Consider the following 23,588-nt stretch of genomic DNA (forward strand, 5'->3'; position numbering starts at 1 on the left):
TTATTGGCTGAGCTTTTTGGCCTCTTCAATTTGGTAGATGAAGAATTGTTCAAAGCCAATAGCCAGAAAGCTCATCATGACCCCTGCGCCAATCACTAACGAGAGGATTACGCAAATTACGACAGGCCAACCCGATTGCGTTTTTTGTTTACCTTGAAATGAAGTATTAAATTGCGCATCCCATTTTTCATCGGGACGTAATCCAAAGACAATCGTGCTTAACCAACTGGCCTCTAAGGCAATAAATCCAAGAACAATTAACGCCCAGGCAGCCGCAGAAGATTCTGGGCTTGTATTTAGGAGCATAAAACCCAGAATGCCTGCTATTAGGGATGCAAACTGGATCCATCCCCAAAAACTTTTGATACCGAGTAAATAAAAGCAGTTCAATCCAGTTCCTGGAAGAAAAAGTCCCAGCGCAGAAAATCGTAATTTGGACCGAAATGGGGTGCTCATGGGTTGGTTCGTTGGATTAAGTTAAAGCCTAATACTTCGCGGTTGGGTCCAATGATAAGTAAATAATTTCCATCCCGTGCAATGCTTCGGTAATCCCTCAGTAAATATAAGAAATCGCGTTCAATATCCTCGCGATTGGAAGCGCAGGCCATGCGAGTCGCGGCGATCTGGTTGATCTCAAATCCTCGAGGATCCTCGAGGATTTGTGCAGTGAAGCGATTGCAGCCACTATAGCCACTCATTCGACTCTGGCTAAATTGCAAACTAATTTTTGGTCCACTATCACTGGGCATCGTGCGAAGGCGAACCTCACCCATACTGTTTGGTGGCATATTCCAGCGATTTAGTTCCCATTGAGTGCCAACCAGTTCGGAATAGGGTGGGGTCGTTTTCCCAGGGCATGGGGGCACTATTTTGGCGCAACCAATCAATAAAAAGGGGGTTGAGCTGATGAGCCTTATTAGCCTTCTCTTAGTCTGTGAGACCTCTAGCCCGGGATTTTTTATATAAGTCTCTGATTTATATGTATTTTTATTGGTCACAGTCGATAATCTTTTGTAGAGTGATGGAGTTTTTGGGGTATTTCGTCTAGAATATGAGGTTTTCTGTGGTCATCACACTCATTGGTCAAAAAACCTTATTGAGTGAAGACGATTCAGCCAGCCATTTTGTAATTATTTGATTTTAAGGAAATACCTATGGTCGTCATTCGACTTGCCCGCGGCGGTTCTAAAAAGCGCCCTTTTTTTAGCATCGTTGCTACCGACAAACGCAATCGTCGCGACTCGAATTTCATCGAGCGTTTGGGTTACTTTAATCCCCAAGCTTCGGAAAAAGAGCAGGCAATGCGCCTTTCTCAAGACCGTTTAAATTATTGGTCTGGCGTTGGTGCGCAAATTTCGCCAACCGTAAAGCGTTTGATCAAGGATCACCCAGCGGCCTAATCTTGGCCATGATTGAAGGGGGAGTGGTGAGCGGTCATCAAACCCCCTCTGATTTAATTGATTTGGGTATCGTCTACGATGCCCAGGGCCTAAAAGGCCACATCAAAGTCCGCCCGTATTCCCCTGACCCAATCGCCCTCTTGGCGTGCAAGGAGGCTTATTTGCAGGACCCTTACTCTGCCGCATCCCCCGCTGTTTATCGTGTACAAAGCGCCAAAATTCATTCTGGCTTTGTGGTGATGCTTTTGGATGGCATTTGTGATCGAGATGCTGCCTTGGCCATGAAGGGCCAGACGGTTTTGCTCCCAAGAAAGGCGTTTCCAGCACCCGAGCAGGACACCTATTACTGGGTTGATTTGATTGGGTGCGAGGTCTATAACGAGCAGGGGATTCGTCTCGGTAATATTGAGGATATGGCTGAATTTGGGGCCCATCCAATCATGACGATTGGCAGTGAGCTGATTCCCTTTGTCCCTGCAATTGTGAAATCAGTTGAGCTGAAGTCAGCAGAACTTCCATTAGGCAAAGTTGTAGTGGATTGGCAACCCGACTGGAGCCAATGAGCGTGGATGCGACCAAGATGGATTTTGATGTGTTGACACTCTTCCCGGAGATGTTTGCTGCTCTCACGCAATATGGGGTGACCGGCCGCGCCTGTGAGCAAGGGATAACTTCTGTAACTACTTGGAATATCAGAGATTTTTCTGAAGATTCCCGAAAAACGGTCGATGATCGGGCTTATGGTGGCGGTCCTGGAATGGTAATGATGGCTAAACCCCTAGATTCTTGTCTTGAGGCTGTGAGCCGCTCCCATCGCGGTCGAGGAATTAATCCCGGGCCGGTTTGTTTATTAAGCCCTCAAGGAGAGCCATTTTCACAAAAGTTAGCGACAGATATCATCAATTACCGACAATTAACCTTAATTTGTGGTCGGTATGAGGCTATTGACCAACGTTTCATTGATGACAAAGTAGATCTTGAGATCTCAATCGGTGATTTTGTTGTTTCGGGGGGCGAACTGCCCGCTATGATCCTCATGGATGCTGTAATCCGCTTAATTCCGGGGGCTTTAGGGGATGAGGACTCAGCGCTGCAAGATAGCTTTATGAATGGTCTTTTAGACCATCCTCACTACACCCGTCCGGAGGTTTATGGAAATAAATCGGTACCAGACGTGCTTTTGGGCGGACATCACGCTAAAATAATGGATTGGCGTCGGCAACAGTCTTTGGAGCTAACGTTAAAGCGCCGCCCAGATCTCATCATCAAAGCGCGTGCAAATGGGTTGCTGAGCCCGAAGGACGAAGCGTTTTTAAAGACGCTTAAACCCTAAAAGCTTGGCAAAAATTGAACTGCATCCTCTATTGAGTCCACCTATGTGTGGGATTAACGTCAATACGATGCCAAAGGAGTTGAAATGAATTTGATTCAAACGATTGAGCAAGAAGAAATTGCTCGCCTAACTGCCAACAAAACGATTCCAAGTTTTGCTCCTGGCGATACTGTTGTTGTTAGCGTGAATGTTGTTGAGGGTACTCGTAAACGTGCTCAGGCATTTGAGGGTGTGGTCATTGCTAAACGCAATCGCGGTCTTAACTCCAGTTTCATTGTTCGTAAGATTTCATCAGGCGAAGGCGTTGAGCGTACATTCCAAACCTACTCACCATTGATTGCCAGTATTGAAGTGAAGCGTCGTGGTGATGTGCGTCGTGCTAAGTTGTATTACTTGCGCGATCGTTCCGGCAAGTCCGCGCGTATTAAAGAGAAGCTAACTGCCCGTGCTAAAGAGGTCGTTGCTGAGCAAAGCGCTGAGTAATTAATCTGGTACCAGCAATCAAGGCGACTTCGGTCGCCTTTTTGTTTATTTAAATCACCTAAAATGATGGCATGGTTAATTCGTCTGCATCCATCAGAAAAAGCTTAGCTGCGCCACCTGGTTTTAATCCGCGAAGTGTGCCCATTGCCCATCGCTGCGAGGATCAAGCTCGGGTGGCTGAGCATCTGTTTGATGCCAACGCCCTACGAAAGCATTTTGCTGCCCCACCAACCTGGATCCCTGAAATTACGGATGAAAATCGGCATGTGATCGCCAGTGACATCATTGCGCAACGCGAGGCAGAAGGGTTGATCACAGAGGCTGCTATTTTGCTACCACTGGTGATGCAACCAAACGGTTTAAATGTTCTCTTAACGCAGCGAACCGATCATTTGCATGATCATGCCGGGCAAATTAGCTTTCCAGGTGGTCGAAAAGACCATGCAGATGAATCAATCATTACTACTGCATTGCGCGAAAGTGAGGAAGAGATCGGCTTATCCAGCGATCATATTGATGTGATCGGAACCATGCCGGAGTATTTGACTGTCTCTGGTTATCGGGTGACCCCCGTGGTTGCTCTGGTTGAGCCCCCTCGAGAATATCGACCAGATCCATTTGAAGTGGCGGATGTTTTTGAGGTTCCTCTACCATTTCTGATGAACCCAGCGAATCATGAGGTACGGGTGTGGCATAGTGATGAGGGCTCGCGGCGTTTTTATGCTATTCCGTATGCGGATCGCTTTATTTGGGGCGCTACTGCTGGAATGTTACGAAATCTATATCATTTATTAAAAGCATGACCTTTTTCTCTATTCTTTTCGCTCTCATTGCCGAGCAATACCGGCCCGTTACCGCATCGCATTGGATTCGGAGAATGAGTGCCACATGGCTCGATTGGGTCGCTAAAGAGTTTGGTGGCAAATCCGAGCAGGGTGCAACTCCCGTGGGCGCCCGTTTGGCCTGCTTGGTTGGATTTGGCTTACCAACGGTGTTGGTATTCGCAGTCTATATATTTGCATACATCGTGAACCCATTATTGGCATTTGTCTGGAACATCATCATCGTGTATTTGTTCTTCGGTTTTCGGCAATTTAGCCACTCATTTACCGAGGTCCATGAAGCGATTCAAAATCATGATCTTCCTGCCGCGCGGCTTGCGCTCCAAGCGTGGGTGGGTGATGAGTTTGATACCTCGCATCTATCCGAAAGTGAGATCATCGCGATTGCTCTAGAGCGAGCCATTATTGGGGCTCATCGCCATGTATTTGGGGTATTTTTCTGGTTCTTGATACCAATTGGCCCTGCCGGAGTTGTTTTGTACCGGCTCGCAGATAAGGCGAGTAAGCGTTGGGAGAACTTTGGTCTGAATTTATCGGAGGCGGCAAAGCATTTTTTCTATATTTTGGATTGGATCCCAGTTCGCCTCAGTGCGATTAGCTTCGCTATCGTAGGTAATTTTGAAGACGCTATTTATGCCTGGCGTAACTTAACCGGTAAGTGGGCGGATCCACTCTCGGCTGTTTTATTGGCTTCGGGTAGTGGAGCGCTAGGTGTTCGTTTAGGAGAGCCTCTGCGGGAGCCAACCAGTGATGAGGCACTAGCTCGTGCCGAGGCTGGTGAGCCGCCGATCTACGAAATTGGTCACGAGCCCAGTGAGCGATCCATGCGCTCAGCAATCGGCTTAGTGTGGCGAGCCCTTATCGTTTGTATGGTGGTTTTAGCGATGTTGACCATCGCTCTTTGGCTGGGCTAATCCCCTGGATCTGAATATCTGCTGTCCTCGAGTCTGAGACCAGCTGTTTAAAGAGCGCTAAGCGTTCACTCGCAATGACTCCTGCCAAGACGGCCGCTTGAACCGCACAATCGGGCTCATTGTCGTGTTTGCAATTATGAAAGCGACACTGACCCAAATAGGGTTTGAACTCCCGAAAGGCATGTTGTAACTGACTCTCCGATACATGCGCAAGGCCAAATTCTTGAAAGCCTGGTGAGTCAATAATTGCTCCTAAACCATTTGCATCGCGACCCCATTCTGGTAGATCAAAATAGCGGCAGGCCGTGGTGGTATGTTTGCCACTATCCAGTTTTTGCGAGTATTCCTGGGTGACAGCGGCTGCATTGGGGATCCAGGCATTTAGAAGCGTTGACTTACCCATACCGGATTGCCCGACTAAAACCGATACTTTGCCCTTTAGGAGTGGCACAAGTGCGTCGAGCGATTTTGGATTCAATTTTGCAGAGACTTCATGTACCGCGTAACCCATCGATTTGTATGGGCCCAGCTGATCACGAGCCGCTTCAAGCTTATCGTGTAGGTCGCATTTGTTCAAAATGATATGAAGATCAATTTGATTCAGTTCAGCCGCAATCACTGCGCGCCCAAGAAGATCGGGCGAGAATGCGGGCGCGGTTGCTAAAACAATCAGTATCTGATCAACATTAGCAGCAATGCTTTTACTCCTAAATGCATCTGAGCGATAGAGTAAATTCTTGCGCGGTTCAATTTCAAGAATACGGGCCTGATCCGCCGAGGTGCTCTCTAGAATCAACCGATCGCCTACTGCCCCAAGGTGTTGTTTACCAGGAGCACTCACATGAATGAATGGCCCATGATGGGATCCATCAGCCTCAATCCGTTGCGCTAAGTAATGTCTGCCATACGAAGCGCTTAGAAGGGCACGAAAAGGACCCATTACCGAATATCACTCATGCAAATCGCTGAAGATGCGCAATCCGCAATGGGGCGGGAGGATGCGAACTATAGAAAGCCGTGTAGATTGGATCGGGGGTGAGGGTGGAAGCATTGTCTTGATACAGCTTCACCAAGGCAGAGATCAGGGCACTTGCAGATGATTTCTGGGCTGCAAAATGATCGGCTTCGTATTCATGTTTACGCGAAGCAAGACTTCCCAGTGGCGTGAAGAAGAATCCAAATACAGGCGCTACCAACATAAAGAGGGCAAGAGCCAGACCACCGTTGTAACCATTGAGATCCGGAGTTACGCCAAGGCCAAAATAGAACCAGGGCTGTGAACTAATCCATCCCAAAATAGCTAGCATGACAAAGCTGAGAGCAAATGAGACCAGTAAACGCTTGCGGATATGTTGACGCTTGAAATGACCGAGCTCATGCGCTAGGACCGCCTCCACCTCTAAGGGCTCTAACTTTTCAATCAGGGTATCAAAAAAGACAATGCGTTTTGCTTTGCCGATGCCCGTGAAATAAGCATTGCCATGGGCACTTCGTTTACTCCCATCCATGACAAAAAGACCTTGACTAGCAAAGTCACAGCGTTTTAAGAGTTGCTCGATTTGGGTTTTTAGTGGACCATCCTCGAGCGCCTTAAATTTGTTAAATAAGGGTGCGATTACCGTGGGAAAGAGCCATAGTAGTAGGGCGTTGAATAGTGTCCAAACTACCCATGTCCACAACCACCAATAAGTCCCACTAGTGGCCATGAGCTCGAGAACTAACCATAAGAGCGGTAAACCAAGCGCAGCCGCCAAGGCAACTCCTTTAAAGGTATCAAGCCAAAAGAGGCGTGGAGTCATGCGATTAAAGCCAAAGGCTGCTTCAATCCCAAATTGTTTTTTCCAGGTAAAGGGTAAATCCAAAAGACCAGAAATGAGGGCTAGAGAAACTAAAAGAAGGATTTGCTGGGTAATGCCTGGTCCCATTAAGTTCAATAGCGTTTGATTAAGCCACTCCAAGCCGCCCAATAAGGTAAAGCCAATCAACACAAGCGCACCAAAGGCATTTTCGAGAAGACCTAAGCGTAATTTGGCAATCGTGTAATCAGCTGCTTTTTGATGATCAGCCAAAGAAACTCGGGAAGCAAATTCATTCGGTACACTAGCGCGGTGGAGGGCGACGTGGCGTATTTGTCGCATGGCCAACCAGTGGCGCATGCCAACACTTAGCAGTAGGGCGACAATGAAGATCCAAGTAAAAGTCATGAAAGTATTATAGAGATGAGTGAACAAATAAAGCACGCTGCTAATGGAAATGATCCTCTGGTTTGGGTCGATATGGAAATGTCCGGCCTAAAGCCCGATAGCGACCGAATCTTGGAGATCGCCATGATCATCACCGATGCTCACTTGAACGTAATAGCCACAGCGCCGGTATGGGTTGTTCACCAAACGGACGAGGTGTTAGACGGCATGGATGCTTGGAACAAAGGAACCCACAGCAAATCCGGTCTGGTCGATAAAGTGAAGGCTTCCTTGCTGAGTGAGTCAGAGGTTGAGCAGCAATGCATTGCCTTTTTAAAGCAATATGTAAAAGCGAATACTGCGCCAATGTGTGGTAACTCAATTTGCCAAGATCGACGCTTTATGGCTCGCTATATGCCTAAGCTTGAAGCTTATTTCCATTATCGAAATGTTGATGTTTCAACCGTCAAAGAGCTGTCAAAACGTTGGCAACCTAATTTGGTAAAAGGTTTTGAAAAGAAACAGGCTCATACGGCTCTGGCCGATATTATGGAATCGATTGAGGAGCTGAAGTACTACCGAGAGCACTTCTTTCGGCTACCTGCGCCAAGTAGCGATTAATTACTTCTTTTTCTTGGGCCTAAAGGCTTTGACAATGGCCTCATCGGTTTCAATGATCGGCCCACTCATCAGCTCAATGCAATAGGGTATCGCTGCAAAAATCCCATGAACTAGGACCTTGCCTTCAGGATCCCTCAAGCCCTCCAAGGTCTCTTGAATGGATTTAGGTTGGCCCGGAAGGTTAAGGATGAGAGCGCCATGGCCTTCAATTTCTCGCAGAACAGCCACCTGCCTTGACAAAATTGCGGTGGGTACAAAATGCAAACTAATTTGGCGCATTTGTTCGCCAAAGCCGGGCATCTCGCGAGTCCCCACTTCCAAGGTTGCTTCTGGGGTTACATCGCGGCGCGCCGGACCAGTGCCGCCCGTCGTTAAGACAAGGTCACAGCCCATTTCATCAACAAGCTCAATTAAACTTGAGGTGATGTGTTCTATCTCATCAGGGATTAGGCGCTCATGGAAAACGAGGGGTGTGGTGATGACGCGCGAAAGCCAATTTCGTAGGCTGGGAATGCCCTCATCGACATAGACCCCTTGACTGGCTCGATCTGAAATCGAAACCAATCCAATTTTTACCTCATTGGGAAAACGGCGTTCAAAGGGGCTGGGCTGCTTCATGGTTCTATTCTAGCTATCATTAGAGGATGTTCGCATATTCACAAGATCAGTTCAGAATCATTATTGACTTTATTTTGGCAGAAGCCAAGCGAGTTGGAGCTACAGATGCCGCCGCTGAAATTTCAGAGGGCCATGGCTTATCCGTCACCGTTCGCAAAGGGGCGGTAGAAACCATTGAGCAGAGTGTTGATAAGCAAGTAGGGGTAAGTATTTATTTGGGTCAACGCCGAGGAAATGCCAGTACGAGTGACTTCTCACCCGAGTCATTGCGCACCACAGTGCAAGCCGCTTTTCACATTGCTAAACATACTGCAGAAGATGATTGCGCTGGATTGGCCGATCCGGATCTGCTCGAGCACCACCCACTGAATTTGGATTTATTTCATCCATGGGAAATCGATAGTAAAAAAGCGATTGCAATTGCCCGGCAGGCAGAGAAAGCGGCTTTTGCGGTCGATCGGGCCATTGTCAATAGTGATGGAGCTTCGGTATCTGCGCATCAAGCCCAATTTATGTTGGGGACCAGTAACGGATTTATTGGGGGCTATCCATACTCAAGGCACTTTATTTCATGTGCACCAATTGCGAATGCAGCGGGGAAGACCAGTTCGATGCAGCGCGATGATTGGTACAGTACTTCCCGGGTGGCTAACGAACTTGCTAAACCAAGCTTGATCGGTCGATATGCAGCCCAACGCGCCCTCTCTCGTTTAAATGCGAAGTCACTAAGTACGCGTCGTTGCCCAGTCATTTTTGAGGCTCCCATTGCAGTTGGGCTGATCGGATCTTTGGTTCAAGCCACTTCAGGAGCTGCGCTTTACCGACGCTCCAGTTTTTTACTAGATAGCCTGGGTAAACCAGTGATGCCAAGCCATCTTGATTTATTTGAATTACCGCACTTAAAACGACAGACCGGTAGCGCTCCTTTTGATGAGGAGGGGGTTCGTACCCAAGCGCGCTCAGTCGTTGCCAAGGGAGAGCTGCAAGGGTATTTTTTATCCAGTTACTCAGCCCGCAAGTTAGGAATGCAAACTACTGGAAATGCCGGCGGTGCTCATCACTTGAGATTGCATAGTCAACACACGCCATCGGGTGGTTTACCTGGTTTACTCAAAGAAATGGGCACCGGTCTGCTGGTAACAGAGCTCATGGGGCAGGGCGTTAATTACGTGACCGGCGATTACTCACGCGGCGCGTTTGGCTACTGGGTAGAGAATGGTGAGATTCAACATCCGGTTGAAGAGATTACGATTGCGGGCAACCTCAAAGAGATGTTGATGGATATTGCCGCGGTGGGAGACGATACTATTATTCGCGGTACCAAAGAAACGGGCTCGATTTTGATTGGTTCGATGACGATTGGCGGTAAATAGTCAGTGGCGAGCTCGATTTAGAGTCACATAACTAAACCGAATATCACCCTCGCTTGCCGCAATCTGCTCCACGATTTTCCAATTCTGCGGATCGGGGACCTCAAAAAAGGTATCGCCCTCAACCTCAAGTTCAATCTCGGTAATAAAGAGCTGATCTGCTAATGGAAAGGCTTGATTAAATAATTGTTGACCACCGATCACAAACACTCGCTCAAACTCCTGCAATGATTGCAAGGCCTGATCGAGTGATGAGACCAGCTCAGCACCGTTTGCCTGATAGTCAGAATTACGGCTGACCACGATATTGCGTCTTCCTGGCAAAGGTCTGCCAATCGACTCCCAGGTCTTGCGCCCCATAATAATGGGGTAACCCATGGTTACTTTCTTAAAAAATTGCAAATCAGCCGAAATCTTCCAGGGCATTTGATTATCTTTGCCGATCACATGATTACGTGAGCGAGCAACGATCATCGAAATAGCGGGTTTTGTTTTCAATGAATTCAGACCGCAACCGGCGCTTTAATATGGGGATGGGACTCATAGCCCACGATTTCAAAGTCTTCAAACTGATAATCAAAGATCGACTCAGGTTTGCGATGGATTTTAAGACTAGGCAATGGATAGGGCGTACGTGATAGTTGTAGTTTCACTTGCTCCAAGTGGTTGCTGTACAAGTGACAATCGCCGCCAGTCCAAATAAACTCACCGGGCTGTAAATTGCATTGCTCTGCAACCATATGTGTTAGCAATGCGTAGCTGGCAATATTAAAAGGTACACCCAGAAAAATATCGGCACTACGCTGATAGAGTTGGCACGAGAGTTTTCCATTGGCGACATAAAATTGAAAGAAGGCATGACAGGGCGCCAAGGCCATTTTGGGAATATCAGCAACATTCCAAGCGGAGACAATAATGCGGCGGGAATCCGGATTGGTTTTGATGGTATGAATAATCTCTTTGATTTGATCGATATGCTCGCCATTGGGTGTGGGCCAGGATCGCCATTGATAGCCATAAACCGGTCCAAGATCCCCATTGGGAGCTGCCCACTCGTCCCAAATGGATACGCCACGTTCTTTGAGCCATTGATTATTCGTATTGCCGCTTAGAAACCATAAAAGCTCATAAATGATGGATTTCAGGTGAAGTTTCTTGGTAGTAACCAGTGGAAAGCCCTCTGCGAGGTCAAAGCGCATCTGATAGCCAAAAACCGATAGGGTTCCAGTGCCGGTGCGATCCGATTTTTCAGCACCATGTTCGAGGACATGCTGCATGAGTTCGTGAAATTGGCGCATGCGAAATTAAATCAATGCAGTTTGGTATTACTTCTCGAGATGCTCAAGTTTACTTTTGACATCTTTCCAATCATCCGCATCGGCAAGGGGTGCCTTGGATTTTGTAATACTGGGCCATTGCTTCGCAAGCTCAAGATTGATTGCAATAAAGTTTTGTTGATCACCTGGCACATCATCTTCTGCATAAATCGCATTGACAGGACACTCGGGTACGCATACCGCACAATCAATGCATTCATCCGGATCAATTGCCAAAAAGTTCGGACCCTCACGAAAACAATCAACAGGGCATACATCAACGCAATCGGTGTACTTGCAACGGATGCAGGATTCAGTGACAACGTAGGTCATAGCTCACTCTAATGAAGAAATGCCATTAAAAACACGAAATTAATCAATCATTGGATTTTATCCCAAATGGTGTAAAGTCTTGATTCCATCGATATCACACCCCTATACAGAGCCATGATAGCCAAACCAAAAATCCTAGTTGCCCGTGCCATTTTTCCGGATGATTTAGTAAAACTACAGGATCGTTATGAGGTGATATCCAATCAGACTGATCAGGTGTTTACCCCGGATCAATTGCGTAATCATCTGGCGAATGTGGATGGGGCATTAGTGACTGGTAGTGAGCGAATCGATCAAAGCGCCTTGGCCAATGCCAAACGCCTGAAAATCGTAGCGAATATTTCAGTTGGCTATAACAATTTTGATGTGCCAGCGATGACTGCAGCCAAGGTAATGGCAACGAACACTCCCGATGTATTGACCGATACAACCGCTGATTTTGGTTTTGCGCTATTGATGGCTACTGCCCGACGGATTACGGAATCCGAGCATTGGATTCGAAATGGTCAATGGGATAAATGGTCCATCGTGCATAACCCCTTGGGCATGGATTTGCACCACAGTACCTTGGGCATTATTGGTATGGGTCGAATTGGACAAGGCATTGCTAAGCGTGCCTTAGGTTTCGGGATGAAAGTGGTTTATCACAACCGTAAACGCTTAAGCGAGGCTGATGAAAAGGCATGTGGCGCTCGATATCTTGATAAAGAAACCTTACTCCGCGAAGCGGATCATGTCATCTTGGTGGTGCCATACTCTGCTGAGAGCCATCACCTAATCGGCGCCAAAGAAATTGCGCTGATGAAACCTACTGCTACCCTGGTCAATATTGCTCGTGGCGGTATTGTGGATGATGCAGCTTTGGCAGCTGCATTAAAAGCAAAAACAATCTTTGCTGCAGGTCTTGATGTATTTGAGGGCGAACCAAAGGTTCATCCAGAGTTGCTCAAGTTGAGTAATGTGGTACTGGCGCCCCATATTGCCAGTGCGACAGAAAAAACTCGCCGTGCCATGATTGCTCTAGCGTCTGAAAACCTTAGCGCAGCCCTCGCGGGAAAACGCCCGCCGAGTTTGATCAATACCGAATTGTGGCAAGCCTAATTCAGTTAGTCCTTATTGCTGAATATCGTCGGTCTCTTCGGTGAGTTCTTTGAGCGCAAGCTCAATGCCGCCAAATTTTTCTGCAACCCAGTTATAGACTTTGCAGGCGATCCATAAGAGACCAAAGCCCAAAATCGCATTTAGGACTAGGGCAGAAATCACCGTAAAACCCGGAATCGACCCATCTCGAATGAAGGCGACAAAGAGCGCCAATAAAACGATGGGGACCGAAAAGCATAAGTAAACCAAAACCAAGGTTTTGGCGGTATGCATGGGATCTAAAAATACAATCTCTTTTTTGGTAAATTTCATGATCCCGCCATCTTAAAGCAGTCCATCAAAAATCTCTACATCTACCCAATCGCCAGGCGCGATATTCCCTTGGTCATGATGAAGAATAATGAAGCAATTCGCTTCACTCATGGAGCGCAAAATCCCAGCGCCTTGGCTACCTGTTGTTTTAACGACCCATTGACCCTGGTCATCCTGAAATAGAATCCCCCGTTGAAACTCGGTACGACCGGATTTCTTCCGAATTCCTGCGGCAGATCGAACTGGAATCAAGGGGATCTCAACCCACTTGGCGCCATTTAGTTGCAATAGCGCATTGCGGACAAATTGATAGAAGGTCACCATCACGGCTACGGGGTTGCCGGGTAAGCCAAAAAATACGGTGGGGGTAGGCTTGCTCGAACTTGGCTTTAGGCTACCGAATGCCATGGGTCGACCAGGACGCATGGCAATTTTCCAAAATCCAACCTCACCCAGTTCCTCCATCATTTGCTTAGTGAAATCTGCCTCCCCAACCGAGACCCCACCTGAGGAGATGATGACATCGGCCGTTTGGGCTGCATCAATGAAAGCCCTGCGAAGATCGTCGGGGTTATCTCGCACGATCCCATAATCAATCACCTCCATACCCAGGCGCTCAATGCAGGCTCTTAGACTGTAGCGATTACTGTCAAAAATCTTGCCAGGCGCCAAGGATTCATGGATGTCGCAAAGCTCATTGCCGGAGGAGAGAATGGCCACCTTGGTTCGTTGATAGACTTCAAGCTGATGAATGCCCAAAGATGCCGCAAGACCCAGGTCAGCAGGGCGCAAAATTCGCCCCTGCAAAATGGCCGCTTTGTCCGACTGTAAATCTTCGCCTCTTAAGCGACGATTCTCGCCAGCGCGAACGATACTGCTGGAAAAGCTCACCAGACCATTGCTAAGAGTCTTGGTAAATTCTTGGGGTACAACGGTGTCACATGTCGCTGGCATCAGAGCCCCCGTCATGATCTTGATGCATTGCCCAGGCTTGACGGTCGGTATTTCAGTTTGCCCGGCATGCAGTGTTCCAATGATGGTTAATTCAAGATTCTGGCGATCATCACGTAGTTCACTGCTATTAAATGCATACCCATCCATGGCAGAGTTGTCATGGGCGGGAACATCGATGGGGGATAAGATATCGCCCGCCAAGATACGACCGAGGCATTGCTGGAGAGGTAAGACCTCTTTTTTGAGATACATTCCCGACGATTCGTAACTGGATGCAATTAAGTCAGCAATGGCTTGCCGTGCATCCGCCACAGACAAAAAATCTGATTGGAACTCTTGATTTGCTTTATTGGTTTCCATGTTTTTAGTTGGTAAATTTTTCTAATTGGGCCAGCTCTTCTGGAGTGTTGGCATTAGCAAATGCAGATTCATTTGCAAAAATAGTGGTGCATGCATCTTGAGACGCAAACCAGCGATCAATCTTGCGTTGCCCATTAGCTAAAAATTGTTCCAACGAATGAAGTACGTCTCGTTTCATTAGGCAAAAGACCGGTTGAGCCCAAATTTTTCCTGCAGGATCTTGGCTAGATGCATAGGCAATATTCGCATCTTGTTTTTCTAGTCGATTGGCAAGCGCCATCACTAAATCGGTTGGAAAAAGTGGAGAATCGCAGGGAGCAGTCACCAAATAAGGTGTTTTGCAAGTCTTAAGGCCAACCAGATAGCCCGCTAAGGGACCAGCAAAATCCTGGTTTTCATCAATCACAATAGGGTAACCATATTGCGAATAAATATCCTGATTACGGTTGGCGTTAATCAGCAAACCTGAGACTTGTGGTCCAAGGCGCTGAATTGCATGTTCGATTAAAGGCTTGCCTTGAAACGGTACGAGGCCCTTATCGATCCCACCCATACGCTGTGCACGACCACCTGCAAGTAAGAGACCGGTAATTTCCGAAGGCGCAATCATCCGCAGGCCCTATCCACCAATATAGGACATTTCAACTTTACGTTGCTTGCGTTCTAAATTTTTAGTATGAAGGTGTCTGATCTCGGAGTAGCGATCGTCACGGTTTGACCATGTTTGCATGATAGCGTTTGCAATTTCAAGATCAGAACGACCAGATCGCATGAGGGTTTTGAAATCAAATCCTTCAGTTGCAAATAAACATAAAAACAGCTGACCATCTGTGGATAGCCTGGCGCGTGAGCATTCATGGCAGAACGCTTGGGTAACGCTTGAGATCACACCAATTTCACCAGCTCCATCCTGATAACGCCAGCGTTGAGCGACTTCGCCGGCGTAATTCGGGTCGACTTGCTCAAGGGGGAAGTGTTCAGAAATCCTGGCAATCACTTCGGCAGAAGGTAACACTTGATCCAGATTCCAGCCATTCGAGGAGCCAACATCCATGAATTCAATGAAGCGGAGCGTGATGCCGCGATTACGAAAATACTTGGCCATTGGCAAGATCTCGTGATCATTCACCCCTTTTTTGACCACCATATTGACTTTAATGCCTTCGAAGCCCACCTTTTGCGCTGCCTCAATTCCTTTGAGCACATCGCTGACTGGATAGTTGACATCATTCATTGCCTTAAAGATCGCATCATCGAGCGCATCCAGGCTAACCGTTAGGCGTTGTAAACCGGCTGCTTTTAAGAGGGCTGACTTCTTACTTAAAAGACTGCCATTGGTTGTTAAGGTTAAGTCCAGTGCCTGATGTTGTGGAGTTCGAAGCTTGGCCAGCATAGAAATTAAGGTTTCAAGATCTTTTCGAAGCAGCGGCTCACCACCAGTTAAACGAATTTTTTCAACCCCAAGAGAAACAAAAATCGTGGCTAAGCGATGAATCTCTTCAAAACTTAATAATTCGGATTGCGCAAGATATGGATAGTCTTGATTAAATACCTCTTTGGGCATGCAGTAGGTGCACCGAAAATTACACCGATCGGTCACTGAGATGCGTAAATCACGCAATGGCCGCTGACGACGATCAAGGGTGCGACCATGGGCTTCGCTGAGTGTATTTGGGATCAACGGCAAAGGACCCCTGGGGGTCTCTTTGCGTATCGGTATTACGGGCTTCACCATAATTCACATTATGGCCTTAAACGACTAAATCGTTTTATCGATGGTTTTTTCTTGGCCGCCTGTTTCGATCAATACCATCGGGCCTGTTGGCAGACTTGCAGGCGGCTTAGGCACTCGCGGCACACGGGGCGCTGGGCTTTCTGCCTGAATCTGGGTTTGAACTTCTGCCAATTTCGATTGATCTGTTCCCACCCAAACCATTCCTGCTCCTTGCACGACATCCTTTAATGGCTCTTCAGCTAAGGGTGTGAATGCTACTTTGGGTAGTTCGGGTAAGGGCGGTGTTGGAATCACCTCGAGATTGAGGGCGGGCGCCGTAATTGTTTCAATTGCTGTTGGAGTCGCCTCTTCGCGCGGCTCCCTACGCTGATTGGGGCGCCGTCCTCCGGTTGACTCTCGGAAGGTGCTCACAATTCGAGACAGTGGCACCGATGCCGAGCGACCGCCTAGCCCCATCGGGAAACCTGGATTGGATTCTGAATTGATTGCTGAGGTACCAGCCTCATTGCGCTCATTTCGTTCGCCACGGTTACGGCCGCGACCCCGACGGTTACGACCACGGCGGCGTTCGTCCCCAGTGCTCTCAGACTCATCAGTTGCGCCAACCACTTGCGGTACCGGATTAGCAGTTTCTAGCTTCTCTTGAGTATTTTGTCGTTCACCGCGGTTACGGCCACGACCTTCTGAGCGCGATGGGCGATTTGCTGCAGCTTCGGTCGGCTCAGCAGTTTTCTCAATGCGATCAGATGAGTCGGTACGCTGATTTTTTTCATTGCGATTGCGACCTCTGTTGCGGTTGCGATCACCATTACGACCACGATTTTCAGAGCGCGGATTTGGTTTTGTCTCTGGAGCTGCCGGTGGAGCGCTTGAGGAAAAGAGTTTTTTAATGAACCCGAGAAAACCACCTGACTCTGGAGCAGAGGAACTAGGTTTGGAATCCCGAACCGGACGCGGCGATGCTACAGGCGCTGGTTGACTTGGGGTAATCCCTTTCACTGCGGCCTCAGGGCGAGCTCGCACTTCGTCGTTTTTGCGACCAATGACTGCATCGGTTTCAAGCTCGCGTGCGGCCTCCTCCACCATGACATAGCTCAGTTTTTGCTCATCTAAACGAGGGTCATCATGACGCAGACGTTCTAATTTGTAATGAGGGGTCTCCAGATGCTTATTAGGGATCATCAAAATATGCACCTTAAAGCGCGTCTCAATCTTGATCACTTCGGCACGCTTTTCATTGAGCAAGAAGGCAACCACCTCCACTGGCACCTGGCAATGGATTGCAGCCGTATTCTCTTTCATGGCTTCTTCCTGAATAATTCTCAGGACTTGTAATGCAGAGGATTCAGTATCACGAATATGGCCGGTTCCATTGCATCGTGGGCAGGTAACGTGACTACCTTCTGATAGAGCTGGGCGCAAACGCTGACGCGAGAGCTCCATCAAACCAAATTTGGAAATCTTGCCCATTTGCACCCGTGCGCGGTCATGACGCAAGGCATCGCGTAGGCGATTTTCAACATCCCGCTGACTCTTCGAGGACTCCATGTCAATGAAGTCAATCACGATTAGGCCGCCAAGATCACGCAGGCGCATTTGCCGTGCAATTTCATCGGCCGCCTCGAGATTGGTTCGGGTTGCCGTCTCTTCAATATCCGACCCACGCGTTGCGCGTGCGGAGTTCACATCGACCGATACCAAGGCCTCCGTATGATCGATGACGATCGCGCCGCCAGAAGGCAGGGGAACGGTTCTGGAATAGGCGGTTTCAATTTGATGCTCAATTTGGAATCGTGAGAAGAGGGGGACATCGTCTTGATAACGCTTCACCCGAGGCAAGTTATCTGGCATCACCACTGACATAAATGCCTGGGCTTGCTCATAAATATCATCGGTATCAATCAAAATCTCACCAATGTCGGGCTGGAAATAATCGCGAATGGCGCGAATCACAAGACTCGACTCTAAGTAAATGAGTAAGGGCGCTGAGTTTGCTTTGGCTGCTTCATCAATCGCTTTCCACAATTGCATGAGGTAATTAAGGTCCCACTGCAACTCGGTGGCATCCCGACCAATTCCTGCTGTTCTGGCAATAATGCTCATTCCATCGGGTACCTCAAGTTGCGCCATGGCTTCGCGTAACTCTTGCCGATCCTCACCTTCAATGCGGCGGGACACACCACCACCGCGCGGATTATTTGGCATTAACACTAGATAGCGACCCGCTAGGGAGATAAACGAGGTTAGGGCAGCACCTTTTTGACCGCGCTCTTCTTTTTCAACCTGAACAATGATTTCTTGACCCTCCCGCAGCGCATCCTTAATCGACGCATTACGGACATCAATACCATCTTTAAAATAGGCTCTCGCAACTTCCTTAAAGGGTAAAAAACCGTGCCGCTCCTCGCCATAGTTGACGAAGCAGGCCTCTAAAGACGGCTCAATTCGGGTGATGACCCCTTTATAAATATTACCTTTGCGCTGTTCGCGGCCGGCAGTTTCAATATCGATATCGATTAATTTTTGACCATCAACGATGGCAACCCGCAACTCTTCTTGTTGCGTTGCATTGAATAACATGCGCTTCATAACACTCTCCTAAATGGGAGGCGGACTTGAGCGACGCGAAATGGATGACAAATATGCTCTGAGGAAAATCCCCAGAGTACTGGGGTGAGACAAATAAAGTTCCTAAATAGGAAAAATACCAATCAAATTGGCCTAGGTCTCACATGAACGCTCGCCACAGAGATGTCCTTTAGTTCTCAATGTAGGCGCTCGTTTTAAAAACGGTCATCTGCTTTCGGGGGTCGCGGCAAATATCACGCCAACCCTTGCGCCTCATTAAAACGGGAGAGGAGCAACCCCGGGAGTCTATTCATGGGCGACTCCAAGCTCCGAAATTCAAATTCTTAGTCATCAATGACTTAGAGCCTTGATTATAGGACACAAAACGGTCGACAATGGGGGTAATCCGATGAATAAATCCACAAAACCCACCGTAAAACCACGTATCTCCGGCAAGGAGACCCCGAAAACCAAGGTTTTGGCAGCTGTTTTGGAAACCGTGGGACCTGATTTTGCCGGTCAGCGGCTGGATAACTATTTATTAAGGTGGGCTAAAGGGGTTCCAAAAAGCCATATTTACCGAATTATTCGCTCAGGCGAGGTGCGGATTAATAAAAAGAGGGCATTGCCAAGCTCTCGTCTGGTTGAGGGCGATGTGGTTCGCTTGCCCCCTACTCGATTGGCTGAACCTAAGAAATTGGATCAAGTCATCTCGCAAGCTCAGGCTAAAACCCTGTCAATGGATATCCCCATTTTGTTTGAGGATGAATATTTATTAGTGATTGATAAACCATCTGGTCTGGCGGTCCACGGAGGTTCGGGTGTTCAGTTAGGGGCTATTGAGTTATTTCGTAAGGCAAGGCCAGAGAATTCATTTTTGGAGCTGGTTCATCGCTTAGATCGAGATACTTCGGGAATCCTGATCATGGCAAAGAAGCGTAGCGCACTTCTGGAAATGCATCGGCAGATTCGGGAGGGTTTAACTGATAAGCGTTATCGTTTAATTGCTCATGGTGCAATGGATACAATGACTGGCACGAAGCAGTTAAAGTTTCCCCTGTTGAAATATTTACTAGAGAACGGTGAGCGTCGGGTTCGGGTGGATCCAAAAGGACAAGAAAGTCACACTAACATTCGGGTTACGGAACTTTTTCAACGTGATAGCGTTAGTTTTACATTGGTTGAAGCACAGCTAAAAACCGGGAGAACGCATCAAATACGGGTGCATTTGCAAAAAATTGGACACCCAATCGTGGGAGATGATAAATATGGGTTGGAGGCTGGCGATAAGGAGTTGAGGGTTAAACAACTTTTTCTCCATGCACATCTTGCAGTCTTTTCGCATCCCAAAACTTTAGAGAAAATGCGTATTGAAGCCGATCTGCCAAAACGGTTTCATGATTTTCTCGCACAATGGGACAGCCGTTTTTTGGCTAAAACGCAACAACCGAAAGAGATTAATTGAAGACAAACGAACGTCGCTATGAGTTAATCGTATGGGACTGGGATGGCACGATTATGGACTCCACGCCAACGATTGTTCAGTGCATTCAACAGGCTTGTCGAGACCTGGATTTTCCGGTACCAGAGGACTCGATTGCGAGCTATGTGATTGGTTTAGGTATTCATGATTCACTGCGACGTGTCGTGCCAACCATCGATCCTCAGCATTTTCCAGCGCTCGTTGATCGCTTCCGCTATCACTATTTAGCAAAGGATCATGAGTTGCATCTTTTTGGGGGCATGCGAGACTTGCTTGAGAGCTTAAAGACCCAGGGTTTTATGTTGGGGGTGGCAACCGGTAAGCCTAGACGCGGGCTCGATCGATCGTTGCGTCACCATCAGTTAGAACATCTATTTCATGACACACGAACTGCGGATGAGTCCTTCGCCAAACCTCACCCAGGTATGTTGATGGACTTGTCGGATCGTCTTCAAGTTCCAGTTCGTAAAATGCTCATGATTGGCGATACGACGCACGATCTTCAGATGGCCCAAGCGGCTGGAGTGGATGCTATTGCGGTTACTTATGGCGCCCACCCGGCCGATGCCCTGAGGTCTGCAAATTCTTTGGCTTGCTTTGATAATGTAGAAACTTTGGGAAACTGGTTGATGCAGAATTTGCATCAACCACTCCAAGATCCTGCCGAATTAAGTAAAGCGAGCTAAGTGTATGAATCAAACCCCTGAGTCATCTAATTCCAATGCGCAGTGGGAGCGCAGTGCTCTCGAGCATCTGTTACTTGAGAACCTAAAAGAAAATCGCAAGGCAAGACGTTGGCGAGCTATTCTTCGTATCTTGACCTTAGTTGTTTTGGTGGGCCTGGTCACACAAATCTTTGACATTGGTTTACCGGGTGGTGGGGGTAGTGGCAAACACACCGCACTCGTTAGCATTGAGGGTGAGATCTCACCTAATTCAGTCGCAAATGCATTAGATATTAATTCAGCATTAAGTGCCGCATTTGAAAGCAAAGAGGCTGTGGGGGTAGTGCTCCGTATCAATAGTCCAGGGGGCTCTCCCGTGCAAGCCGGCATGATTAATGATGAGATCAAACGTTTACGCGGCCTGTATCCCGATAAACCCTTTTATGTCGTGGTCGAAGATGTTTGCGCTTCCGGTGGGTACTATGTGGCGGTGGCCGGAGACAAGATTTTGGTGGATAAAGCCAGTATTGTTGGCTCGATTGGAGTTGTCATGGGCGGCTTTGGATTTACCGGACTGATGGATAAGATGGGCATCTCGCGACGCTTGATTACAGCAGGGTCGGATAAGGGTATGCTCGATCCATTTTCTAAAGAAAATCCGAAGCAAGTCGAGATGGTTAAAAAAATGCTCGATGAAATCCATCAGCAATTTATTACTGTTGTGAAAGAGGGTCGTGGTGAGCGCCTAAAGAATGATCCAGATATTTTTTCGGGTCGCGTATGGAATGGCGAACAGGCAGTTCAGTTGGGATTAGTCGATGGTTATGGCACGGTTGATTCTGTCGCACGCGATCTTTTAAAAACACCCGATGTAGTGGAGTACACCTTAAAAGAGAATTTTGCTGAGCGTGTCGCGAAGCGCTTTGGGGCGGAGACCGGCGCTGCGATTAGCAAGGCCTTATCGCGAAGCGCGGAGATCCGTTAAAGCTAAGCCAGCAGCAAAAAAATAGTAGGTCTATTTTTGATGAGATCGGAGAGGCCTTCAGGTTTGGTGTAGCGCTTGCGCCATGACTCAATTGACCCTGTCCACACCCACTCACTGCTTAGAGTCAAATCGATCGCTACGCAGAGTCGCGTTTGGAGAGATAACGAGCTCAAGCAGCTTTGTAGCATTGCGCTGTTTCGATAGGGAGTTTCAATCCAAATTTGGGTCTCGCGGCGCCTCCTAGAGCTCTCCTCTAATTCCTTGAGTTTTTTTGAACGCTCTGCAGCTTCAACAGGAAGATATCCATTGAATTGAAACAACTGACCATTAAGACCGCTTGCCATTAGCCCAAGCAAGATTGAGCTGGGGCCGACTAAGGGCTTAACTTTGGCCCCCCACTGATGTGCGACTTGGACAATCTCTGCGCCCGGATCAGCAACTCCTGGAACACCTGCTTCTGATAACAGGCCCACATCATGCCCCGCTTGAATGGGGGCAAGCAATTCCTCCGGTTTAAGACTTAAGGTATGTTTGCGGTCCGGGCCGCGCCACTCTTGCATTGACATCTCTTGTAATGAATGATGCAGTGGTTCGATTTCATGAACGGCATTTAAAAATGCACGACTTGTTTTTGCGTCTTCTACAATCCAATACTTGATCTTGGCAATTTGCCGAAGGTTCTCGGCTGGCATAACGTGATGGAGTTGCGCAGCTCGGTTTTCACTACCTAATGTATTGGGTACCAAATATAAGTTACCAATTTGCATGCTATTAAGATTTTTGTGTCGCAGGTAGAGGAATTCCCGCTTCAAGAAATAGGCTTGTCAAGGCAATTAAAGGTAAACCAATCAGTGCTGTTGGATCTTCGCTTTCAATTTTTTCGAGAAGAATAATTCCCATACCCTCTGATTTAGCGCTACCAGCACAATCATAGGGTTTCTCTAGGTGGAGGTATTGGTCCAAAATCTGCTCGGGTAGATTACGAAATTGAACAGTCGTCGGGACATGGATTGTTTTGCAAAAACTCTGACCGATAAGGCAAAGCGATGTATGAAAAACAACTGCTTGACCCTGCATGTGTTTGAGTTGAGCTAAGGCAGCAGCATGCGAACCTGGCTTGCCAATCATGTGACCATTTAAATCAGCGCTTTGATCGGAGCCAATCACCCAAGCGTTCGGGTGCGAGGATGCGATCGCCTTCGCTTTTGCTTGTGCTAACCGAAGCGTGAGATTTTTGGGAGTCTCGCTGGGTAGGGGGGATTCATCTAGGTTAGGTGCAATCGCTACAAATGGCACCCCAAGTCTTTGAAGCAGCTGTTGTCGATAAGGCGAGCTGGAGGCGAGAATCAGGGTGGGGGCGGACGGCATGAATGAGTAATTGAATGATGTTTGATAATGTCAATGGTTTGAATGAATTACAAATTGTCGATCGGATGACACAGAACTCGCTTTACCCAATTCAATCGTTAGAAATCAACCCCAGTTCCTTGCTTAGAGTTGATATGTTAGCGCCTGTCTCTTACCAAGGCGAGGGATTTATCGGGCTTGCCGATTTTCCAAGACTTTTAGCAGAATCAGCCTCTGTAAGCCCAGGTGATGGATTTGATTGCCAAATTTTAGGTTGGCATCGCGATGATCAGCCGTGCATGGAGATAAAGATTCGAGGGCGGATGGCGATTTCCTGTCAACGGTGCCTAGACCCCATGGCATTAGAGTTGGAAATACAAAGGACCTACGTTTTTTTAAGAACGGAAGTAGAGGCAGATCAATTCCCCATGGATCGAGATGATGAGGAGGCAATGGTCGCCTCAACCCACTTTAATTTGCTTGAAGCGATCGAGGATGAGATTTTGCTGGCACTGCCTCACGCCCCCAAACACCCGGTCGGCCAGTGTCAATTGCGGCAGGTAGGGGCCGACTTGGAAAAGCCTAATCCCTTTAAGGTACTGAAAAACCTCAAGAAATAGCCATCATTTTGTTGGTGAATGCGGGTTTTTACCACTTTCTATGCT

The 23,588-nt window shown here is 47.8% G+C and carries 28 protein-coding genes; 13 read left to right on the plus strand and 15 right to left on the minus strand.

All coding sequences use genetic code 11. The annotated features are described in order from the left end of the window. Window positions 1–456, minus strand: a complete 456-nt coding sequence (locus QUE60_RS02170) for a hypothetical protein (protein ID WP_286227071.1) — start codon at window positions 454–456, stop codon at window positions 1–3. Then, window positions 453–998, minus strand: coding sequence for an META domain-containing protein (locus QUE60_RS02175; protein WP_353506045.1), 546 nt, complete (start codon window positions 996–998; stop codon window positions 453–455). Before QUE60_RS02175 ends, QUE60_RS02170 begins: the two co-directional genes overlap by 4 nt. 156 nt (window positions 999–1,154) lie before the next feature. On the opposite strand from QUE60_RS02175, the gene rpsP reads away from it, so the two are divergent. The 6 genes from rpsP to QUE60_RS02205 all read left to right on the plus strand — a co-directional run bounded on the left by rpsP (window position 1,155) and on the right by QUE60_RS02205 (window position 4,972). Beyond that, window positions 1,155–1,400: a 30S ribosomal protein S16 gene (gene rpsP, locus QUE60_RS02180; RefSeq protein ID WP_286227073.1), complete on the plus strand. Its 246-nt coding sequence runs from the start codon at window positions 1,155–1,157 to the stop codon at window positions 1,398–1,400. Window positions 1,401–1,408: 8 nt separating this feature from the next. Further along, window positions 1,409–1,963, plus strand: a complete 555-nt coding sequence (rimM, locus tag QUE60_RS02185; protein WP_286227074.1) for a ribosome maturation factor RimM — start codon at window positions 1,409–1,411, stop codon at window positions 1,961–1,963. Window positions 1,964–1,980: 17 nt separating this feature from the next. After that, entirely contained in the window at window positions 1,981–2,733 is a 753-nt protein-coding gene (gene trmD / locus QUE60_RS02190; RefSeq protein ID WP_286227467.1) for a tRNA (guanosine(37)-N1)-methyltransferase TrmD, read from the plus strand. Window positions 2,734–2,817: 84 nt separating this feature from the next. Further along, window positions 2,818–3,216, plus strand: coding sequence for a 50S ribosomal protein L19 (gene rplS / locus QUE60_RS02195; protein WP_108507973.1), 399 nt, complete (start codon window positions 2,818–2,820; stop codon window positions 3,214–3,216). Between the two features lie 71 nt (window positions 3,217–3,287). Beyond that, window positions 3,288–4,019, plus strand: coding sequence for a CoA pyrophosphatase (locus QUE60_RS02200; RefSeq protein ID WP_286227075.1), 732 nt, complete (start codon window positions 3,288–3,290; stop codon window positions 4,017–4,019). Next, a complete protein-coding gene (locus QUE60_RS02205) occupies window positions 4,016–4,972 on the plus strand; it encodes a CobD/CbiB family protein (protein WP_286227076.1) in 957 nt (318 codons plus the stop codon). Before QUE60_RS02200 ends, QUE60_RS02205 begins: the two co-directional genes overlap by 4 nt. On the opposite strand, the gene rsgA is transcribed toward QUE60_RS02205, so the two are convergent. Further along, window positions 4,917–5,912: a ribosome small subunit-dependent GTPase A gene (gene rsgA / locus QUE60_RS02210; RefSeq protein WP_286227077.1), complete on the minus strand. Its 996-nt coding sequence runs from the start codon at window positions 5,910–5,912 to the stop codon at window positions 4,917–4,919. The genes QUE60_RS02205 and rsgA overlap by 56 nt on opposite strands. Before the next feature lie 13 nt (window positions 5,913–5,925). After that, window positions 5,926–7,176 (minus strand): M48 family metallopeptidase, encoded by a 1,251-nt coding sequence (locus QUE60_RS02215; RefSeq protein WP_286227078.1) that lies wholly within the window; start codon window positions 7,174–7,176, stop codon window positions 5,926–5,928. 15 nt (window positions 7,177–7,191) lie between these two features. Between QUE60_RS02215 and orn the strand changes: the two genes are divergently transcribed. Next, window positions 7,192–7,776 (plus strand): oligoribonuclease, encoded by a 585-nt coding sequence (gene orn, locus QUE60_RS02220; protein WP_286227079.1) that lies wholly within the window; start codon window positions 7,192–7,194, stop codon window positions 7,774–7,776. On the opposite strand, the gene mog is transcribed toward orn, so the two are convergent. Further along, on the minus strand, window positions 7,777–8,394 hold the full coding sequence (mog, locus tag QUE60_RS02225) for a molybdopterin adenylyltransferase (protein WP_286227080.1): 618 nt from the start codon (window positions 8,392–8,394) through the stop codon (window positions 7,777–7,779). 26 nt (window positions 8,395–8,420) lie between these two features. Between mog and pmbA the strand changes: the two genes are divergently transcribed. Beyond that, on the plus strand, window positions 8,421–9,767 hold the full coding sequence (gene pmbA, locus QUE60_RS02230; protein WP_286227081.1) for a metalloprotease PmbA: 1,347 nt from the start codon (window positions 8,421–8,423) through the stop codon (window positions 9,765–9,767). Here pmbA and QUE60_RS02235 read toward each other — a convergent pair whose 3' ends face one another. The 3 genes from QUE60_RS02235 to fdxA are packed head-to-tail and all read right to left on the minus strand — an operon-like array spanning window position 9,768 to window position 11,413. Then, entirely contained in the window at window positions 9,768–10,262 is a 495-nt protein-coding gene (locus QUE60_RS02235) for a dihydrofolate reductase (RefSeq protein ID WP_286227082.1), read from the minus strand. Between the two features lie 5 nt (window positions 10,263–10,267). After that, on the minus strand, window positions 10,268–11,062 hold the full coding sequence (locus QUE60_RS02240) for a thymidylate synthase (RefSeq protein ID WP_286227083.1): 795 nt from the start codon (window positions 11,060–11,062) through the stop codon (window positions 10,268–10,270). Window positions 11,063–11,089: 27 nt separating this feature from the next. Further along, window positions 11,090–11,413, minus strand: a complete 324-nt coding sequence (fdxA, locus tag QUE60_RS02245) for a ferredoxin FdxA (protein WP_108509308.1) — start codon at window positions 11,411–11,413, stop codon at window positions 11,090–11,092. 117 nt (window positions 11,414–11,530) lie between these two features. Here fdxA and QUE60_RS02250 point away from each other — a divergent pair, with 117 nt between their 5' ends. Then, on the plus strand, window positions 11,531–12,514 hold the full coding sequence (locus QUE60_RS02250; protein WP_286227468.1) for a 2-hydroxyacid dehydrogenase: 984 nt from the start codon (window positions 11,531–11,533) through the stop codon (window positions 12,512–12,514). A gap of 12 nt (window positions 12,515–12,526) precedes the next feature. On the opposite strand, the gene QUE60_RS02255 is transcribed toward QUE60_RS02250, so the two are convergent. Genes QUE60_RS02255 through QUE60_RS02275 form a run of 5 tightly spaced genes read right to left on the minus strand, consistent with a single transcriptional unit; the run spans window position 12,527 to window position 18,464 of the window. Beyond that, window positions 12,527–12,826, minus strand: a complete 300-nt coding sequence (locus tag QUE60_RS02255) for a hypothetical protein (protein WP_108507984.1) — start codon at window positions 12,824–12,826, stop codon at window positions 12,527–12,529. Between the two features lie 12 nt (window positions 12,827–12,838). Further along, window positions 12,839–14,140, minus strand: coding sequence for a molybdopterin molybdotransferase MoeA (gene moeA, locus QUE60_RS02260; protein ID WP_286227084.1), 1,302 nt, complete (start codon window positions 14,138–14,140; stop codon window positions 12,839–12,841). Window positions 14,141–14,144: 4 nt separating this feature from the next. Further along, window positions 14,145–14,750, minus strand: a complete 606-nt coding sequence (gene mobA, locus QUE60_RS02265; RefSeq protein WP_286227085.1) for a molybdenum cofactor guanylyltransferase MobA — start codon at window positions 14,748–14,750, stop codon at window positions 14,145–14,147. Window positions 14,751–14,759: 9 nt separating this feature from the next. Beyond that, window positions 14,760–15,875, minus strand: coding sequence for a GTP 3',8-cyclase MoaA (moaA, locus tag QUE60_RS02270; RefSeq protein ID WP_286227086.1), 1,116 nt, complete (start codon window positions 15,873–15,875; stop codon window positions 14,760–14,762). A 24-nt stretch (window positions 15,876–15,899) separates the two neighbouring features. Next, window positions 15,900–18,464, minus strand: a complete 2,565-nt coding sequence (locus tag QUE60_RS02275) for an Rne/Rng family ribonuclease (RefSeq protein ID WP_286227087.1) — start codon at window positions 18,462–18,464, stop codon at window positions 15,900–15,902. A 388-nt stretch (window positions 18,465–18,852) separates the two neighbouring features. On the opposite strand from QUE60_RS02275, the gene QUE60_RS02280 reads away from it, so the two are divergent. From QUE60_RS02280 to QUE60_RS02290, 3 genes are read left to right on the plus strand one after another with little or no spacing between them, the layout of a single operon-like run. Beyond that, complete coding sequence (locus QUE60_RS02280; RefSeq protein ID WP_286227088.1) at window positions 18,853–19,908, plus strand: RluA family pseudouridine synthase; 1,056 nt, start codon at window positions 18,853–18,855, stop codon at window positions 19,906–19,908. Then, the gene (locus tag QUE60_RS02285) at window positions 19,905–20,612 is read left to right on the plus strand and encodes an HAD family hydrolase (RefSeq protein ID WP_286227089.1); all 708 of its coding nucleotides are present in this window, start codon (window positions 19,905–19,907) and stop codon (window positions 20,610–20,612) included. The genes QUE60_RS02280 and QUE60_RS02285 overlap by 4 nt, the downstream gene beginning before the upstream one ends. A gap of 4 nt (window positions 20,613–20,616) precedes the next feature. Then, window positions 20,617–21,576 (plus strand): S49 family peptidase, encoded by a 960-nt coding sequence (locus tag QUE60_RS02290; protein ID WP_286227090.1) that lies wholly within the window; start codon window positions 20,617–20,619, stop codon window positions 21,574–21,576. A gap of 2 nt (window positions 21,577–21,578) precedes the next feature. On the opposite strand, the gene QUE60_RS02295 is transcribed toward QUE60_RS02290, so the two are convergent. Together QUE60_RS02295 and QUE60_RS02300 are read right to left on the minus strand one after the other, a co-directional pair. Next, window positions 21,579–22,343: an SAM-dependent methyltransferase gene (locus tag QUE60_RS02295; protein ID WP_286227091.1), complete on the minus strand. Its 765-nt coding sequence runs from the start codon at window positions 22,341–22,343 to the stop codon at window positions 21,579–21,581. A 4-nt stretch (window positions 22,344–22,347) separates the two neighbouring features. Beyond that, on the minus strand, window positions 22,348–22,944 hold the full coding sequence (locus QUE60_RS02300; protein WP_286227092.1) for a Maf family nucleotide pyrophosphatase: 597 nt from the start codon (window positions 22,942–22,944) through the stop codon (window positions 22,348–22,350). A gap of 14 nt (window positions 22,945–22,958) precedes the next feature. Between QUE60_RS02300 and QUE60_RS02305 the strand changes: the two genes are divergently transcribed. Beyond that, window positions 22,959–23,543, plus strand: a complete 585-nt coding sequence (locus tag QUE60_RS02305) for a YceD family protein (protein ID WP_286227093.1) — start codon at window positions 22,959–22,961, stop codon at window positions 23,541–23,543. Window positions 23,544–23,588: the final 45 nt, after the last annotated feature.

This window comes from Polynucleobacter sp. HIN11 (assembly GCF_030297675.1).
Classification (GTDB): domain Bacteria; phylum Pseudomonadota; class Gammaproteobacteria; order Burkholderiales; family Burkholderiaceae; genus Polynucleobacter.

Coding starts and splice junctions, on each gene's coding strand:
- rimM (WP_286227074.1), top strand. CDS start 1,409: ATGATTGAAGGGGGAGTGGTGAGCGGTCATCAAACCCCCTCTGATTTA.
- rsgA (WP_286227077.1), bottom strand. CDS start 5,912: ATGGGTCCTTTTCGTGCCCTTCTAAGCGCTTCGTATGGCAGACATTAC.
- moeA (WP_286227084.1), bottom strand. CDS start 14,140: ATGGAAACCAATAAAGCAAATCAAGAGTTCCAATCAGATTTTTTGTCT.
- orn (WP_286227079.1), top strand. CDS start 7,192: ATGAGTGAACAAATAAAGCACGCTGCTAATGGAAATGATCCTCTGGTT.
- mog (WP_286227080.1), bottom strand. CDS start 8,394: ATGAAGCAGCCCAGCCCCTTTGAACGCCGTTTTCCCAATGAGGTAAAA.
- mobA (WP_286227085.1), bottom strand. CDS start 14,750: ATGATTGCGCCTTCGGAAATTACCGGTCTCTTACTTGCAGGTGGTCGT.
- QUE60_RS02275 (WP_286227087.1), bottom strand. CDS start 18,464: ATGAAGCGCATGTTATTCAATGCAACGCAACAAGAAGAGTTGCGGGTT.
- QUE60_RS02295 (WP_286227091.1), bottom strand. CDS start 22,343: ATGCAAATTGGTAACTTATATTTGGTACCCAATACATTAGGTAGTGAA.
- QUE60_RS02215 (WP_286227078.1), bottom strand. CDS start 7,176: ATGACTTTTACTTGGATCTTCATTGTCGCCCTACTGCTAAGTGTTGGC.
- QUE60_RS02240 (WP_286227083.1), bottom strand. CDS start 11,062: ATGCGCCAATTTCACGAACTCATGCAGCATGTCCTCGAACATGGTGCT.
- QUE60_RS02200 (WP_286227075.1), top strand. CDS start 3,288: ATGGTTAATTCGTCTGCATCCATCAGAAAAAGCTTAGCTGCGCCACCT.
- moaA (WP_286227086.1), bottom strand. CDS start 15,875: ATGGTGAAGCCCGTAATACCGATACGCAAAGAGACCCCCAGGGGTCCT.
- QUE60_RS02205 (WP_286227076.1), top strand. CDS start 4,016: ATGACCTTTTTCTCTATTCTTTTCGCTCTCATTGCCGAGCAATACCGG.
- trmD (WP_286227467.1), top strand. CDS start 1,981: ATGGATTTTGATGTGTTGACACTCTTCCCGGAGATGTTTGCTGCTCTC.
- QUE60_RS02290 (WP_286227090.1), top strand. CDS start 20,617: ATGAATCAAACCCCTGAGTCATCTAATTCCAATGCGCAGTGGGAGCGC.
- QUE60_RS02255 (WP_108507984.1), bottom strand. CDS start 12,826: ATGAAATTTACCAAAAAAGAGATTGTATTTTTAGATCCCATGCATACC.
- fdxA (WP_108509308.1), bottom strand. CDS start 11,413: ATGACCTACGTTGTCACTGAATCCTGCATCCGTTGCAAGTACACCGAT.
- rpsP (WP_286227073.1), top strand. CDS start 1,155: ATGGTCGTCATTCGACTTGCCCGCGGCGGTTCTAAAAAGCGCCCTTTT.
- QUE60_RS02305 (WP_286227093.1), top strand. CDS start 22,959: ATGATGTTTGATAATGTCAATGGTTTGAATGAATTACAAATTGTCGAT.
- pmbA (WP_286227081.1), top strand. CDS start 8,421: ATGTTCGCATATTCACAAGATCAGTTCAGAATCATTATTGACTTTATT.
- QUE60_RS02280 (WP_286227088.1), top strand. CDS start 18,853: ATGAATAAATCCACAAAACCCACCGTAAAACCACGTATCTCCGGCAAG.
- rplS (WP_108507973.1), top strand. CDS start 2,818: ATGAATTTGATTCAAACGATTGAGCAAGAAGAAATTGCTCGCCTAACT.
- QUE60_RS02300 (WP_286227092.1), bottom strand. CDS start 22,944: ATGCCGTCCGCCCCCACCCTGATTCTCGCCTCCAGCTCGCCTTATCGA.
- QUE60_RS02170 (WP_286227071.1), bottom strand. CDS start 456: ATGAGCACCCCATTTCGGTCCAAATTACGATTTTCTGCGCTGGGACTT.